Source organism: Candidatus Saccharibacteria bacterium oral taxon 955 (genome assembly GCA_010202265.1).
In the GTDB taxonomy this organism is placed as follows: Bacteria; Patescibacteriota; Saccharimonadia; order Saccharimonadales; family Saccharimonadaceae; genus Saccharimonas.
Genome location: CP047918.1, coordinates 718,738 through 734,230, shown reverse-complemented (window position 1 = coordinate 734,230; position 15,493 = coordinate 718,738). Strand labels below are relative to the sequence as shown.

General features: G+C 46.7%; 17 protein-coding genes and 1 tRNA gene. 6 read left to right on the top strand and 12 right to left on the bottom strand.

What is annotated here, in order from left to right:
• Position 1 precedes the first annotated feature (1 nt).
• The 7 genes from GWK75_03935 to GWK75_03905 all read right to left on the bottom strand — a co-directional run bounded on the left by GWK75_03935 (position 2) and on the right by GWK75_03905 (position 6,207).
• Complete coding sequence (locus GWK75_03935; GenBank protein ID QHU91561.1) at positions 2-574, bottom strand: hypothetical protein; 573 nt, start codon at positions 572-574, stop codon at positions 2-4.
• 15 nt (positions 575-589) lie between these two features.
• Positions 590-871 (bottom strand): hypothetical protein, encoded by a 282-nt coding sequence (locus GWK75_03930; protein QHU91560.1) that lies wholly within the window; start codon positions 869-871, stop codon positions 590-592.
• A complete protein-coding gene (locus GWK75_03925) occupies positions 871-1,500 on the bottom strand; it encodes a hypothetical protein (GenBank protein ID QHU91559.1) in 630 nt (209 codons plus the stop codon). Before GWK75_03925 ends, GWK75_03930 begins: the two co-directional genes overlap by 1 nt.
• Complete coding sequence (locus GWK75_03920) at positions 1,490-2,077, bottom strand: hypothetical protein (GenBank protein ID QHU91558.1); 588 nt, start codon at positions 2,075-2,077, stop codon at positions 1,490-1,492. Before GWK75_03920 ends, GWK75_03925 begins: the two co-directional genes overlap by 11 nt.
• Positions 2,068-3,126, bottom strand: a complete 1,059-nt coding sequence (gene pilM / locus GWK75_03915) for a type IV pilus assembly protein PilM (protein ID QHU91557.1) — start codon at positions 3,124-3,126, stop codon at positions 2,068-2,070. Before pilM ends, GWK75_03920 begins: the two co-directional genes overlap by 10 nt.
• A 68-nt stretch (positions 3,127-3,194) precedes the next feature.
• The gene (locus tag GWK75_03910; GenBank protein ID QHU91556.1) at positions 3,195-4,421 is read right to left on the bottom strand and encodes a type II secretion system F family protein; all 1,227 of its coding nucleotides are present in this window, start codon (positions 4,419-4,421) and stop codon (positions 3,195-3,197) included.
• Positions 4,422-4,425: 4 nt separating this feature from the next.
• Positions 4,426-6,207 carry a type II/IV secretion system protein gene (locus GWK75_03905; GenBank protein ID QHU91555.1) on the bottom strand — a complete coding sequence of 594 codons (1,782 nt, stop codon included), beginning with the start codon at positions 6,205-6,207 and terminating at the stop codon, positions 4,426-4,428.
• Positions 6,208-6,277: 70 nt separating this feature from the next.
• On the opposite strand from GWK75_03905, the gene tsaE reads away from it, so the two are divergent.
• From tsaE to GWK75_03885, 4 genes are all read left to right on the top strand, one after another.
• Positions 6,278-6,733: a tRNA (adenosine(37)-N6)-threonylcarbamoyltransferase complex ATPase subunit type 1 TsaE gene (gene tsaE / locus GWK75_03900; protein QHU91554.1), complete on the top strand. Its 456-nt coding sequence runs from the start codon at positions 6,278-6,280 to the stop codon at positions 6,731-6,733.
• Entirely contained in the window at positions 6,730-7,116 is a 387-nt protein-coding gene (locus tag GWK75_03895) for a hypothetical protein (GenBank protein QHU91553.1), read from the top strand. The genes tsaE and GWK75_03895 overlap by 4 nt, the downstream gene beginning before the upstream one ends.
• A 177-nt stretch (positions 7,117-7,293) precedes the next feature.
• Complete coding sequence (gene rny / locus GWK75_03890) at positions 7,294-8,784, top strand: ribonuclease Y (protein QHU91552.1); 1,491 nt, start codon at positions 7,294-7,296, stop codon at positions 8,782-8,784.
• Positions 8,753-9,265, top strand: coding sequence for an NUDIX domain-containing protein (locus tag GWK75_03885; GenBank protein QHU91551.1), 513 nt, complete (start codon positions 8,753-8,755; stop codon positions 9,263-9,265). Before rny ends, GWK75_03885 begins: the two co-directional genes overlap by 32 nt.
• A 14-nt stretch (positions 9,266-9,279) precedes the next feature.
• On the opposite strand, the gene GWK75_03880 is transcribed toward GWK75_03885, so the two are convergent.
• On the bottom strand, positions 9,280-9,879 hold the full coding sequence (locus tag GWK75_03880) for a sortase (protein ID QHU91550.1): 600 nt from the start codon (positions 9,877-9,879) through the stop codon (positions 9,280-9,282).
• A gap of 96 nt (positions 9,880-9,975) precedes the next feature.
• The gene (locus tag GWK75_03875; GenBank protein ID QHU91549.1) at positions 9,976-11,301 is read right to left on the bottom strand and encodes a phosphopyruvate hydratase; all 1,326 of its coding nucleotides are present in this window, start codon (positions 11,299-11,301) and stop codon (positions 9,976-9,978) included.
• Positions 11,302-11,310: 9 nt separating this feature from the next.
• Here GWK75_03875 and GWK75_03870 point away from each other — a divergent pair, with 9 nt between their 5' ends.
• Positions 11,311-11,979, top strand: a complete 669-nt coding sequence (locus GWK75_03870; GenBank protein QHU91548.1) for a 2,3-bisphosphoglycerate-dependent phosphoglycerate mutase — start codon at positions 11,311-11,313, stop codon at positions 11,977-11,979.
• A gap of 6 nt (positions 11,980-11,985) precedes the next feature.
• Here the strand turns inward: GWK75_03870 and GWK75_03865 are convergent, their stop codons facing one another.
• Both GWK75_03865 and GWK75_03860 read right to left on the bottom strand, forming a co-directional pair.
• On the bottom strand, positions 11,986-12,576 hold the full coding sequence (locus GWK75_03865; protein ID QHU91547.1) for a hypothetical protein: 591 nt from the start codon (positions 12,574-12,576) through the stop codon (positions 11,986-11,988).
• A 119-nt stretch (positions 12,577-12,695) separates the two neighbouring features.
• A tRNA-Pro gene (locus GWK75_03860) sits at positions 12,696-12,771 on the bottom strand.
• Positions 12,772-12,834: 63 nt separating this feature from the next.
• On the opposite strand from GWK75_03860, the gene GWK75_03855 reads away from it, so the two are divergent.
• Positions 12,835-14,328 carry a hypothetical protein gene (locus tag GWK75_03855; protein QHU91546.1) on the top strand — a complete coding sequence of 498 codons (1,494 nt, stop codon included), beginning with the start codon at positions 12,835-12,837 and terminating at the stop codon, positions 14,326-14,328.
• Here GWK75_03855 and GWK75_03850 read toward each other — a convergent pair.
• On the bottom strand, positions 14,315-15,484 hold the full coding sequence (locus GWK75_03850) for an acyltransferase family protein (protein QHU91545.1): 1,170 nt from the start codon (positions 15,482-15,484) through the stop codon (positions 14,315-14,317). The genes GWK75_03855 and GWK75_03850 overlap by 14 nt on opposite strands.
• Between the last annotated feature and the right edge of the window lie 9 nt (positions 15,485-15,493).

The window sequence follows — 15,493 nt, the reverse complement described above, 5'->3', positions numbered from 1 at the left end:
TTTATTCTCTATTTTCGGTAGCTGGTTTTGACTTTCGGAATGGATTGACGTAACTTCCGACTACTTCATGGAGTTCGGGTTCTGGCGCTTTTGCTTCGCTATGTACGACTATTGCGTCGTTGTTTATTTCGATAATCTGTGACCGATGAATTAGTAGCTCAGTATCGTTTAGGCTGCGAAATAGCGGACGACGAATCGTGAGCTGTTGAACAACAAAACCAGCTGTTTCAATTGTAAAATCAATAACTTTGCCGAGTTTTTGGCGTCGTTCGTTGGTAACGGGCATGCCTAGTAGCTTGAAGTCTAGATCATAAAGCTCCTTGAGTTTGACGACGTCATCAGGTTCGACAAACTCGTCGCTTGAGTCGACAATCATACCGATGTCACTTAGTTCTCTGACATCTGCAATCCTGATAAGCTTGGCTTGCTTTCCAACGAGAGGTCCTTCTAGCTCGTAGGCGATAACGGTAAGTTTGGCAGGGTCGATAATTGCACGTTTTGTTCGGGCGAGTTCTCCGCCAGTTTGGATGCCCATAACTGGAGTGTTGATTAGTGACGATCCTAATAAAATCATAAAAAGCCAATGCTCCTACTGGAATGGGTTTGTCCTTCCGGTAGGTTTGGTGAGTGGTTTGCCGGCTTCTCCGCTGGCGCGAAGCTTATTTACCTTTTCGATTGTCTGTTTATCAAATCCTACGGGCTCGGTTTTTTGCTCAGACGTTGCTGGGGCGCTAGTGGAGGCTTGGTAGAGTTTATATGTTGCAAATGATAGGCTACCCATTACCACCAAAGCGAATATAACAACATGGTAGCGGTGAAGGGCGCGCGAGATCGACTTTGTGAATTGGCTTATGCTAAGATCTACTTTCATTATCGTACGTACACCTCTATGGTTAGAATATCACTTGATACTGTGCCGGCTTTGTCTGCGTCAGTATTGCGAGAAAGGCCGATCTGAGATACCTGCACTCTAAATAGGCTATCTTCGAGGAGGTGAACAAAGTTGAGCATGGCGTCGTAGTTAACAGGGTTTTTGAGAGAGACGGTTGCAGTCATTGATTTGACGCCTGTTGGCGCTGTACCTGTATTGGCTGTTTTGGCTTGAGTTTGCGTTGAAGATGAGGATGATTTGCCGACCTGGGTGGTTTTTGTGTCGGTAAACGTAATATTGCTGATCGATAACCCGGCCTCAGAAGCGTGTCGGTTGATATCATTGATTATTTGATCTTGATACACATAGCTTTTGCTCTCGGATACGAGATGGTCTGCACGCGATACGGTTGATTTGTTCTCTTCTAGGATTTTCTTGGTTGCTCGAAGATTTTCTAGGCTTGATTGACTAGCCTGAGCTTTTGCTGCTACCTCTTGGGCGGACGCAATGTGTGTTTTGATCTGGCTATACCCAAACATAAATATACCTATCGCACCAGCAAATATCAAAATTAGAAGTATCGCAAGAATAATTCGAAGGTGTACGGGGGTTAGGCGTTTATTTTTCATGCGCAAGGACCTTTTTTGAGTAGGTTACGTTATAGACCGCGGTGTATGGATGTGCGGAGGTGTCTTTCTCGCCGGCAGAGACTGACTGGAAGCTTACTGAGCTAAACAAGGGGACACCGTTAACTTTCGCGTTTTGTAGAGCGTTTTTGATCTGGACGGCGCGGTCGTATGAGACGGTTTTGACGCCGAGCGTGGTCGGTGTATCAAAAGTTGCTGGGTCAATTGATAGCTTATCCAGAATAGCCCCTTCTGGAAGGTTGTTCGCAAGTGCAAGCATCAGTGTTGTATACGGCACTTGTTTATCGAGTATGTACTTAGCTGTGGCTAGGTTTGAGCGAAATAGGGTAGCTTGTTGCTTGACATCATTATATTGGGCGGTTTTTGTCTCGTTCTCGCGGATGGTCTGCTCATTATTGGCTCTACCTATGCTGACGATGAAGTAAACGGCGACAAGTTCCATCACCAAAAGAGCGGCAAATACTCCCATGAGGATGACGTACCTAAGGAGCAGGGTGTTTGTGCGAGCCGCGGTTAGCTGACGACGGTCGTTGCTAGGCATGAGGTTGATCATTTCCATACCTCCTCTGGTGTAACGCATGCAAGACCCGCCACGGTTATGTAACGAGGCCGAAATTGCTTGTTTGGTTCTGGCAGGTTGCCGAAATCAAGTTTCTGCCACGGGCTAGCAACTCGAGCTGGCATAACTAGCTCATTTGTAAAGAACTCACCGATACCTGGGACGTTTGCACCACCACCGACAATTAGGATCTGCTCAATTTTGCGATTATCGACTAGCCGCTCGTTGTAGTATCGGATAACCTTACGAATTTCCGTGACAATACGCTCAAGGCTTGGTCGCATTGCTGCCGATATTTTTGCTTGTCGTGGTCCAGAGTTGAGTCCGTTTAGGACTTTGTACTGATGAGCATTTTCAAGAGCAATGTTGAGCTTCTTTGCAATGTCAATTGTGAATGTGTTGCCACCGATGCCGACACTACTTGTAATTCGGATAGCTCCTTTATCGAGTACGGCAATATCGGTATTGGCAGCGCCAATATCGACGATAACTGTTGATAGGTGCCCCTCTTCGGTTGCTTCTATGACGCGAGCGACCGCATTGATGCTCGGTTCAGCGATGATTGGCGTGAGACCTGCGCTTCTGACCGCCTGGAGACAGGTGTCAACTAGAGTCTGTGGCACGGCTGACATGATAACAGTCAGCTCCTCCTTTGTCCGTTCGATAATTTCGTGATCAACGTAAAGAGATCCGAGAGGGATAGGGATGTACTGATCAACCTCAATCTCAACGGCATTGTCGATGTGTTTTTCCTCAGTTACCGGGACTGTAAATGTTCGGGAGAATGTCTTGCCTGTTGGCAGTCCAACGATAACGTGATCTGATCTCAGTGTGCCGACGATATTTTTTTGGAGGAGTGAGGTGAGACTCTCTGTAAGGTAAGTGTCCTCGGGGTTATCAAGTGACACCTGGACTTTAGCGGGGTCGAGGTCGAGTGAACCATACCCAATAACCAGCCATCGCTTCGGGTCGATTGACATCACTTTTATACCAGTCTGACTGATGTCAAGGCCAATAAACGGTTTGTCTTTATAGAATAATTTTGACATAGATGCCCACGATCATTTTTCTCTACTAACAGTATAGCATGAGCGTATTAGATACTGCCATAGAAAATTTAACCTTTGATGCTTTGCGCTAGGTTTGCGATTGGTCCCATCACGCTTGCTGCAATAAGACCTACCATACTACCCATAACTAGAATCATGACTGGTTCGATAATTGAGCTGATACCATCGATTGCAACATTGACCTCTTCTTCGTAAAAGTCAGCGACCTTGACGAGGACGGTATCGGTCTGACCGGTTTCTTCTCCAACTGACAGCATTTGTGCGACAATTGGTGGAAATAAGTCATTTTTTTCGATGACTCCTGAAAGAGTTTTTCCGTTTTTGACTTGCTCAGCGGCGTCAACGAGCGTCTGTTCGTAGACTACGTTACCAACGGCGCGTGCAGTGACGTTTAAAGCTTCAAGGACGGCGACTCCTGCTCCCATTAGTGCCGAGAAAGTGCGAGCAAATCGAGCGATAGCTACTTTTTGAACGATTGGCTGGATCATTGGGATTTTGAGTACTACGGTATGAAATATCTTCTTTCCAGCAGGAGTTTTGAGCCAGCGCACGAAGAACACGATGCCGGCGATAACTACTGGGAGGATAAATAAGCCGTATTTTAGCATAAAGTCACTAATACCAAGCATTGCCTGGGTTAGTATTGGAAGCTCGGCATCAGGACCGCCAAGATCTTTGAGTATCTTTCCAATCTGAGGAATAACAAAAATCATCAGCCCAAAAAAGGCAAGAACTGTAATGACCAGTAGGACAGTTGGGTACGTCATGGCGCTTTTGATTTTTTTGCGCATGGAGGCGTTTTTTTCTTGTTGCATCGCTAATCGTTTGAGGATATCGTCAAGAATACCAGCGGCTTCTCCGGCGCGTACCATGTTTATATATACGTCGTTAAAGGCATTGGGATATTTACTCAGAGCGTCGGCTAGTTGAGAGCCGCCTTCAACATCTTTGATTGCGCCGGCCAGGACTTTTTTGAGGGCTGGACTATCGGTGTGATCGTGCTGCGAGCTTAATGCGCGGAGCAGGGGGACACCGGCTGATACCATAGCGCTTAGTTGGCGAGTAAACATCACGAGGTCATCGTTCTTTATCCGGCTTCCGCCCAGCAGGTTGAACGAAGCGAGGGATTTTTTATCTGAGCCCTCCTTGATATTGATGGGGTTGAGATTTTGTTTTTTGAGTGATGCAATTGCGCCACTACGGTCATTGGCCTCAAGTGAACCCGTGACAGTTTTTCCTTGTGCATTGGTTGCGGTGTATAAAAAGTTTGGCATAAAATTACTCGCGTGTTACCCTTAATACTTCTTCAAGTGTTGTGTTGCCCCGTAGTGTTTTAACGAGTCCGTCAGTTTGCATTGTTGTCATGCCCTCGGAGACAGCTTGATCTTGGATTTGGTTGCTGGTCGCATTTGCAGTGATCATTTTCTGTATAGGTACGCTGATACCCAACACCTCATATATACCAACTCGCCCTTTGTAGCCGGTATGATTGCACTCGCCGCAACCTTCAGGATTAGCACGCCACAGGGAGACGATAGTTGCCTCGTTTGTACCGGGAGGGGTGTCGCCACCGACGCGTTGTTCCATCGCCTGCTGCTCTAGCATATGGATATGGTCAAATCCTTTGCCCTCGGGAAGATTGAATAGCTTAACTATTTCGTTGATTTCAGTTTGGTCTGGTGCATATTGCTGGCGACATGTCATGCAGAGTCGCCGGACGAGACGCTGACCAACTACGGCTTTGACGGTACTAGCGATCAGAAATGGTTCGATTCCCATGTCCAAAAGACGTGGAAGACAGGTCGCAGCATTATTGGTGTGGAGAGTGCTAAAAACAAGGTGTCCGGTTAGGGCGGCCTGAACACCGAGGTTTGCGGTCTCGCCATCACGGATCTCTCCCACCATAATGATATTTGGGTCTTGACGGAGTAGGGCGCGCAGACCATTCGCAAAGGTCATGCCTGCTTTTGCATTTGTCTGAGTTTGATTGACTCCAGGGATCTTATACTCAACTGGGTCTTCAATTGTTGAGATATTTACATCAGGAGTATTGAGCATTGTTAGGATCGAAAATAGAGAGGTTGACTTACCGCTACCAGTTGGTCCTGTGACAAGGATCATGCCGTTTGGCTCCGCGATTGCATTGTTGATTATAGACAGGGAGTGGCCCCAGTAGCCGAGCTCTTGCAGAGTGACTGCTTGGTTTGACTCGTCGAGAACACGCATGACAACTTTTTCTCCGTCTGCGATTGGCAAAGTGGATACACGAAGAGCGTATTGTTTACCAGCGACTTTGATTTTGAAGCGTCCGTCCTGTGGTACGCGTCGTTCGTCAATCTTGAGGTTGGATAGAATCTTGATACGCGACACAAGTGCTCCTAGGACATTGCGTGGTAGCTGATTCACTTCTTTGAGGACGCCGTCTACACGGTAGCGAATTTGGACAAACGTTTCTCTTGGCTCGATATGAATGTCAGATGCGTGAGAGCGAATTGCATATTCGAGGAGAAGATTAACGGTTTGAGCAATTGGCGAATCTTCGGCAACGTCTGCTTCTGATACCTGCTGAGAGGCACCGTCGTCTTCACGCTGAATGTCGATAACTTGGTTGAGTTCTTCGTTGACGTCTCCACGGTAATTTTCAAGACACTGCAGGATGTTCTCATGAGGGGCTATATATATTTTAGTGTTATCGCCGACCTCTTTCTCGATAAAACTAGTTGCCTGCACATCGTCAGGGTCATCCATCGCGAGATGAACCAGGCCATCTTCGTCAATCTGAAATATCACGGCGTTGTACTGGCGAGCAATGCGCTCAGGAATACGATTGAGCACTTCGGTCGGGATGTCTCTCGGATCAATTTCTATATAGGGTATATTGGCGTATTCGGCAAACTGTTTCGTTAGCTCAACCTCTGTAAGTAGCTTTTCTCCGAGAACGACATCTTTTAGCGATCGTGACGAACGAGCCGCCTCTTCTCTGAGAGGGGCAAGTTGCTCTTCTGTGGCCACCCCGTTGCGTTCTAGTAACTTGGCCAACGTGTCATCTAAAATACGCATACTGCTTACGTCTATTGTAACCGATAGAGTATCTAAACGCTAGGGATAAATATGGTATAGTTATAGAGAAATGGAGCAAGAAGTAGCTGACGCACAAGCAATGATCACGCTAGGTACTCACATTGGCGCATTATGCGCTGGGGGTGAGGTTATCGAGCTTATTGGTGATATCGGTGCTGGTAAGACGACACTAACCAAGGGGTTAGCTATGGGGATGGGGATTGATGAAGATATCCAGAGTCCGACGTTTACGATCAGTCGAGTTTATACTTCCGAGAGTGGGCTTGTGCTTGCACATTATGACTTTTATAGGTTGCAAGATCCAGGAATTATGAGCGCTGAGCTGCGTGAGTCGGTTAATGACCCAAAGACCGTGACTGTTATCGAGTGGGGTGGAGTAGTTGCTGGAGTTTTGCCTAGCGATACATTGCGGCTACGGATCAATTCGCTACTCGATGACGTTCGATCGGTCACGATGACGGCAGGAGGTCCTCGTAGTCGTCGCATTCTAGAGGAGATGTCGTGATTCTACTGTGGAATAGTTCGGAAATGACCGTGTCACTTACTTTAATTGATGGTGATGAGCGATGGGCCTACGAATGGAAGGCGGAGCGAAATTTGGCGCGCGACATGCTTGGCTATCTTCGTGATCGTTTGGCGGAGCACAGTAGATCATTTCAGGATTTAACTGGTATCGGTGTATTTCGAGGTCCAGGAAGCTACACGGGACTCCGCATTGGTCTGACGGTTCTCAATACGATAGCTAGTGCGTGCGAAATCCCGATCGTGGGTGAGACTGGTAAAAATTGGGAAGCAGTAGCGCTTGAGCGGCTAAATGCTGGACAGACTGATAAGATTGTGTTGCCAGAATATGGCGGAGAGGCGCATGTGACTGCGCCACGTAAGTAGCTTTCTTAAATTACTTGCAGGTGTAGCTATAAGGGCATACAATATATGATAGTCCGTTATATACATTAGTTATTGCTGGACATTTTGATATAAACTGAACGATATTTCAAAGATACTTTTGATCATAAATTACAGGGCGAAGAACACGTTCTGGGGTGTCTTGAGAAAGGAATAAATATGGTGTTAGAGATTATCGCCGCTGGTGCTGGTATTGTTCTTGGCGTGGGTGGAAAGCTGATTTACGACAAGCAACGTACGACTAAAAGTAAGCACGATGCCGAGAGGATAGTTGCTCGAGCCGAGACAAAAGCAAGTGATATTATCTTAAAGGCTAAAGATGAGGCGCTAAAACTCGAGCAAGAGAGGCGCCGCGAGATGCAAAAAGTCGAGAATCGTCTAGCCGATCGTGAGAATACGCTGGATCGAAAACTCGACGAGCTCGATAAACGCTCGGAAAAACTGCGTAAAGAAGAGGATGAAGTCGAGTCCCTCAAGGGTGAGATTCGTGAGATCCGTGCAAAGCAACAAGAGAAATTAGAAAAAATAGCTGGTCTCAAGAAGAAAGATGCAGCCGAGAAGCTCATGAAGATGACTGAGCGTGATATCAAGAACGACTTGACCGGTCTAGTCGCAAAACTTCAGAAAGAGGCGGTGGATGACGCGGAGGAGCGAGCTCAGCTTATTATCCTCGGGGCGATGGAGCGTATGTCTAGCGAGGTGACCGCGGAGCGGACTGTAACGGCGGTCAAGCTAACTGATGATGAGATGAAAGGTCGCATCATCGGTAAAGAGGGTAGAAATATCCAAGCGATGCAGCGCGCTACAGGTGTTGACTTTCTCGTTGACGATACACCGGGTATGGTGGTGCTGAGTTCGTTTGATCCTATTCGTCGCCAGGTCGCACGGCTTGGGCTTGAAATGTTGATGAAAGACGGACGAATCCATCCTGGGCGCATCGAGGAGGTGTTTGCAAAAGCTGAAAAGCAGATTGAGAAAGAAGTTGTTCGAGCCGGTGAGGATGCGGCGCGCGAAGTTGGTGTAACGGGTATTCCAAAAGAGCTTTTGAAGCTACTGGGAGAGTTAAAGTATCGTACTAGCTATGGTCAGAACGTTCTCATGCATAGCACTGAAATGGCGCATATGGCAGGGATGATTGCCGAGGAAATTGGCGCTAACGTTCGCGTGACAAAGATTGCCACTCTGCTCCATGACATGGGTAAGGCAGTAACTCATAAGGTAGAAGGAAAACACCACCATATTGGAGCTGAGCTAGCTAGAAAAGCTGGTATGAGTGATGAGATTGTCCACGCGATTGAAGCACACCATGACGACATCGAGGCAACGACCCCAGAGGCATTGATCGTGCGTGTATGTGATGCGATTTCGGCGGCTCGTCCAGGTGCGCGCAATATATCAGCAGAAAACTTTGCAGAGAGAATGCGTGATCTTGAGAATATCGCGACAAGCTTCAAGGGTATCGATAAGGCTTATGCTATCAGTGCGGGTCGTGAAGTGCGTGTAATTGTACGACCCGAGAATGTTGATGATCTTTCAGCGATTAAGCTGGCCCGCGATATTGCGACAAAGATCGAAAGCACGATGCAGTATCCAGGTACGATTAAGGTAAATGTAATCCGTGAAACGCGTGCGATTGAATTTGCTAAATAAAGAAGCGATTCGTCAGCGTCGTTTTAAGAGACTTCTCAAGAAACTGGACTTGAGAGCCTCGAGTGCGGGTGTTGTCCTAGAGGACGTAGAGGGTAATGTTCTAGTCGTCAAGGCTACCTACAAAGACTATTGGTCATTTCCTGGCGGAATAGTTGATGTCGGGGAAACGCCACTCATGGCGGCGGTGAGAGAGTGTAGCGAGGAGGTTGGCGTTGTACTGAATCCTGATAATCTGATATTTCGATTTGTCGTCAACCGTGTGAGTGAAATAGCAATTACCTACCAATTTATCTTTGCGGGGAGCATCAGTCCAGATCAGAAACTGCTACTAAAACTAGATGGCAAGGAAATAGAAGCTTATGATTTTGTTTCTAAGTCTCAAATCTTGGAGAAGGATCGGCGATACTCGCAGTCGGTTGCGCTTTGGGCAAAAGATTTTTTGGGAGGCTACAACGAACAGCGATTTGGTGACAGCTACTAGATCGTAACCTGGGTCTAGAGAGCGACTTTTCCGAGTGGTTTTGCGGTGAGAACAGCTCGTTTCCCTTGAGCGCCACTTAGCTCGCAGGTATATAGTGTCAGTTTTGCGGTATCGCTGGATTCTTCAACCTCGGTTTGCGTAGGCTCTACTTCAAATATACGGTCAATTTCGTACCCGTAGCGCACTCCCAGGTAGTCAATGATCACTTTATCTCCTAGGGCTAACTTGTCGATATGATAAAATGGCGATTTCTCGATAGTGCTAGTGGGAGTTGGTTGAATGCTGAAGCGATGTGCTGCGATGATAAAGTTGCCTCCGACGGCGGGATTTCCTCTTTCTGGGTAGCGCCACTGGGCGCCGCGGTCAAGCGACTCTTCGCCTGGTGCGTAATCAATATTGACGCCAATTTTTGGGATAACTAGTCGATTATTCTTTTCGACGGGCGCAGGCAGTGTTTTTACTTCAATTGGTTTTGTGGCGATAATGGGAGCGATGGCTGGAGCAGAGATGATCGAAAGTAAATACAGCCCTCCACCGACCAAAAGAATTGCGACCGATACAATAATTCGCGATAGCGCCGTATGTCTTGATCGTTTTTGTTTGATAACTAGCACACGTATACCCCACTTAATTTCCTAACATTATAGCACAGACAAAAGCGTATTGTTTTGCCTGTGCCGATTGCCTAAGTAGCTAGAGAAACAGTTTCTCTAGCTTGTGAACGGAGTCGCTAGAGTGAGGGGCGTATCCTCTGAGATGCGTAGTAGCTCATTATACTTGGCAACGCGATCAGTGCGTGAGAGTGAGCCAGTTTTGATCTGTCCGCAGCCAAGACCAACGGCGAGGTGGCTAATTGTGACATCTTCGGTTTCTCCTGATCGATGACTCATGACCGTGTTCCAGCCTGCTGATTGCGCCATTTTAACGGCTTGGATTGTCTCGGTGAGTGAGCCAATTTGATTTGGCTTAATAAGAATTGCGTTAGCTGCTTTCTCATCGATGCCTCGCTGAAGGAGCCTCGTATTTGTGACAAGCAAGTCATCGCCTACGAGCTGGACACGCTCGCCGATACGCTCCTGGAGCAACTTCCAGCCGTCCCAGTCGTCTTCGGCTAGTCCATCCTCGATGCTAACGATCGGGAACTCGTTGACGAGGTTTTCGAGCCAGTCAACCATTTCAGCGCTTGTTAGTTCGCGGTTTTCGCACTTGAGTCGATATTTGCCGTTCTCGTAGAACTCACTTGATGCAGCGTCAAGGGCAAATACGATATCGACGCCAGGCTTATAGCCAGCTGCAGTAATTGCTTCGGTTAGCAGTTCAAGCGGTTCGCGGTTACCGTTATGAACTCGCGGTGCAAATCCACCTTCATCGCCAACCGTTGTTGGGTAATCTTTGCTTTTTAGAACTTTTGCAAGAGCGTGAAATACTTCTGTACCCATTTGAAGCGCTTTTTCGATTGTGTCAGCACCCTTACAGATGATCATAAACTCCTGTATGTCAGTGGCAAATCCTGCGTGCGCGCCACCATTCATGACGTTCATCATAGGTAGTGGCAGGGTAGCGTGGCTTTCTGTCATTTCAGCGATATATTTCCAGAGCGGTTGCTTCTTGGACACGGCAACGGCTTTTGCTACGGCGAGACTAACACTGAGGATCGCATTTGCGCCTAAATTAGATTTATTGTCAGTTCCGTCTAGCGCAAACATCGCCTCATCGACTTCACGTTGGCTGCTGGCATCTTTGCCAATGAGTGTAGGGGCGATGATGGTGTTGACGTTTTTTACGGCGGTGTAAACAGATTTGCCGCCCCATGAATTATCGCCATCGCGTAGCTCAAGCGCCTCGCCTGAGCCCGTACTTGCGCCACTAGGAACAGCGGCTCGTCCGAGGGTTCCGTCAGCGAGAATGACGTCAGCTTCAACCGTTGGGTTGCCGCGTGAGTCTAAGATTTGTCGTGCTTTGATAGATGATATAGAAAAATTTTGCATACCTTTATATTGTAACCCTGATTTGAACTTGTATGCAAATCGGTGCATACTAGAACTATGACAGAAAAGAAATCACACAGAGGATTATTGGTTATTAGCCGACACGCTGAGAGTGAATGGAACTTGCTTGGGAAGTGGACGGGACTTACGGATGTTAATCTGACTGAAAAAGGTGCACATGAGTCGACTATGCTTGGAGAATTGCTTCGTGATATTGATTTTGATGGCGCTTATACCTCAGATCTAAAACGCACTAAGCAAACACTTGCTGGGATTATCAAAGGTAAGTTGGCTGATGTAACCGTTAATGATAAATCGATCAAGCATCATCCAGCGCTGAACGAGCGAGATTATGGTGATCTGACAGGTAAAAATAAATGGGAAGTCAAAGATGAGATTGGCGAAGAGGCGTTTAATGGCATCCGTCGAGGGTGGGATTACCCAGTGCCAGGTGGCGAAACTCTCAAGGCGGTTCATGGGCGTGTTGTGCCGTATTTTGAAGCTGAGATTTTGCCGAGGCTTCAGGCCGGAGAGAACATGTTGTTGGTCGCTCACGGAAACTCAATCCGTGCTTTGATGAAGCATCTTGAGGGTATTGATGAGTGTGATATGGCCGAGGTTGAGATGCCATTTGGTACGCTTCTAATGTATTATTTCGAGCCAAATAGTTCGCTGCCACGCACTAAGCAGACTCGAAAGATTGATATCACCCCTCCTCACGCATAAAGTCTTTTACCAGATGGCGTCGCGTTTTATGCCACGAATACGGGCTATAAGTTGCTGGATTATAAAGTAGATTATCGAACAGCTGGCGCAAAATAGACCAACTGCCCAAATAATATCGAGAGTGAGAGTTGAAATAGGCGCTGCGAAACCGAGCATGAGTAGCGGTGCGATAACCAATGCTAATTTAATGGTAAGTGTTAGTCGGTAGGAGATGATCCGTCGCTGTTTTTTACTGAGTGGCTGATGACGGGTGATTGTTGGAACTAGTTTATGGGCGGTAGCGTGAGTTACCCTTGCACCTTGTCGACCAATCTTTTTTGGCAGTCGAGCGACCAGTATGATGGTTGTTGCCATGACAAACAAAGTAACGGCGATTGCTATAACCGTCACAGCTGGTGTAAACATGCCTAGCTCGGTTGGCTCTGGTGTCGAGGCGGTTTTTTGAGATATCCATGATGCTAATTCGTCGGACGTCAGAAACGGATAGGCAATGATAAGTATTGACCATGCCCACTGGACGATAATCGACATATACCCAAGGGCGCCAAAGATATTTGCAACCTTAGCACTGCGAGAGACGGTTTTTTGATAACTCATACTTATATCATATCACTTATGTTAACTTAAAGAGTTATACTGGTAAAAGGTAAAAGCGGGTTGATGTTTTATCGATCAAGCCAAAGTAAAAGACTGGCGCTAGAGCCAGTCTTTTACTTTGGTCGGGGTGAAAGGACTCAAACCTTCGACCTCACGGTCCCAAACCGCGCGCGCTATCAACTGCGCCACACCCCGATAGGTGCATGACTATTATATAGCATTTTGCGTGATTTTCCTAGTCGTAATACAATCAAATGCATGAAAATGTTATTTTGGAAGTATAAGAATGACTACGATAGGGTCTATAGGTGGTTGATAGTCGCCGTGCCTATAGCTGCGATGGCTATTAGTTTGTGGATTGGCCTCAGGCAGAGCGTTTGGTTTGATGAAGCATATTCGATAATGGTAGCTAAGCAGTCGGTGGGTGAGGCAATTAGGTTGACGGCTCTTGACACCCATCCACCACTTTACTATCTGTTTCTAAAAGCCTGGGCGTGTCTTTTTGGTTGGGGAGAGCTGGCGCTACGTTCGCTAAGCGTGATTTTTTATGGAGCTTCAATCGCCGTAGCGGGTGGTTTTATTAAGAAGTACTTTAACGCGCGGACAGCAGTTTATGTACTGTTGACGCTACTTTTGACGCCGCTTCTGATGCGCTATGGTTTTGAAATTCGTATGTATGCCATGGCGTCGCTGATCGGCGTGGTAGCGACGGCGATGTTGGTGCGGGCACACTCTAGCAAACGGTGGACTGACTGGCTTATCTACGGAGCGTTAGTGGCTCTCGGTATGTATACGCTATACTACCTGGCACTTTTGTGGCTGGCTCATCTGGTCTGGCTAGTCGCGATGGATGCTGGTAGGTTGCGTAAGTCTTCATGGAAAGAGTGCCGCTGGATAGGGGCCTATGCGTTTAGTCTGTTACTGTTTCTCCCTTGGCTGTCGTCATTTTTGAAGCAGGTTGGCAATGGCGCACTCGCACCAATTGGACAGCCAATGAATCTCGAGCAGCTAGTTGGTGTTATTTCGTTTAATACGATCTATCAGCCACTTTGGCAATTGGGCGTAATTGCTTCAGTGCTGGTTGTTGGGGTAATTTTCTTGGCTACGCGTGCGATTAACAAATCTCTTCATATAAAGAAAATAAATCGTGGTATTTTGTTATTGTTAGTCTGCTACATTGTTGTACCGATAGCAGTGTTGATGCTGATATCTTTGGTGAAATCAATGTATGTTGAGCGTTACTTGGCGCACGTTGCGATTGGCTTAGCTATGCTTGCGGGAGCTAGTCTCGCGCTGTCGACCGAACGTGAGAGTCGTGAGGTTTGGCGAATAGCCTCACCGTTAGTTCTGCTGGTAGTTCTGGCGGTCGGGTCAACTAACCTCAGTCAGGTTGGCAATTATAACTTTCAGCGTATGCAAAAGCCAAACGTTAACCCTGTTGCTTCTATGGTTAAATGTAGTGAAAATGATGTGGTATTGGCTGCTGATCCTTATGTGGCAATTGAGCTAGACTACTATCTACCGAATTGCCAAATATACTTTGTTAGCAGTGATGAACATCTTGGCGGCGGCTATGCTCCGCTAGATGGCAGTAGCAGAAAAATTGCCGACACGAAAAAAGCATTTACCCACGCAAAAAATATTTATAACGTCTACTATAGCGACATGAAAGCTAGTCTGTCAGGTCGCTATCGCGAGGCTGAAACGATCGATTTATCGCCGCTAAAAATCACCAAGTTTAGCGCGGAATAATTTTCATCAAAAATTTGGTTCGTACCGCTAAATAAATAATTGCAATTACCAAAATCGATAGCGCGAGGTTTTGAGGAATCTCTACCAGACGTTCAAATGAATTGAAATAGTTAGCGGGCGTGCCATACTGAGGGTTGATTATTAGGTGCATACCCATGATGACGAAAGCATGGATTGAGTAAACATAAAGTGAGTTAGTGCCAAATGGTATAAGTAGCCAGCCGAAGTATTGCTTGATTTTTTTCTCAAAGCGGCGAAATATCATGAAAAAGCCACTGAACCAAATTAGTGACATCGCGAGACGGGCTGGGGTTAGGGCTAGTTTGTCAAAGAATACTGATAGTTCAGGGCGAAGGTTGTTGACGATAGTAGAAAGCTCGTCATTTAGGGCTGGCGCGAAGAACTCAGCGTAAACATTGGCGGTGAAGGTGATTAGAAATAGGCCAAAAATTGTTGATTTTGTGTAGCGCTGGGTCTTTGGTGATAAATTGTTCCACCACAATTTTATTTGCGGTAAATGAAAGCCGAATATAAATGCGATAAAGAAGATAAACTGCCAGGTAAATGGCTGAGTTAGTTCAAGTTCAGTAACGGGCGTTGGCGTTAGTATCCAAACAGCAGCACTAGTAGCTAGGGCGATGTACCATTTTCCATGACGTAGTAGCCAGAGCACGCTTGGTGATAGGGCTAGAAATATTGCATATAACCTCAGGTAGTCAGCCCAGCCATAGAACTCGCGCAGGGTGATTATGTCCCAAAATAAGTTGAATACATTGCCCTCAGGTAGAGGTAGCGGTGATTTGACACCGTCGTTGCCGATGAACTGCCAGCCGATCATGATTGATAGCATGGTGATGATAACACTAGTTACATAAAGCATAAAACTGCGCTTCCAGATCAATCTGGACGCATACTTAAACGGGCGGTCTATGAGTTTTGCGCCACGTACAATACCAAGTACAAGTCCAGAAATTATAAAAAATCCTTCCGCAGCAGTGACGTATAGTCGGCTGTCACCACTGATAAATACTAGACCGTTTGGGAAATAACATAAATGATCAAGTATGATTATCACCAAAAACCAGCCTCTCATTAGGTCTAGGCTGATGATGCGGTCTATTTTTGGTTTATTTTCGGCAGGGATCGAACTGGTCACTTTTATTAG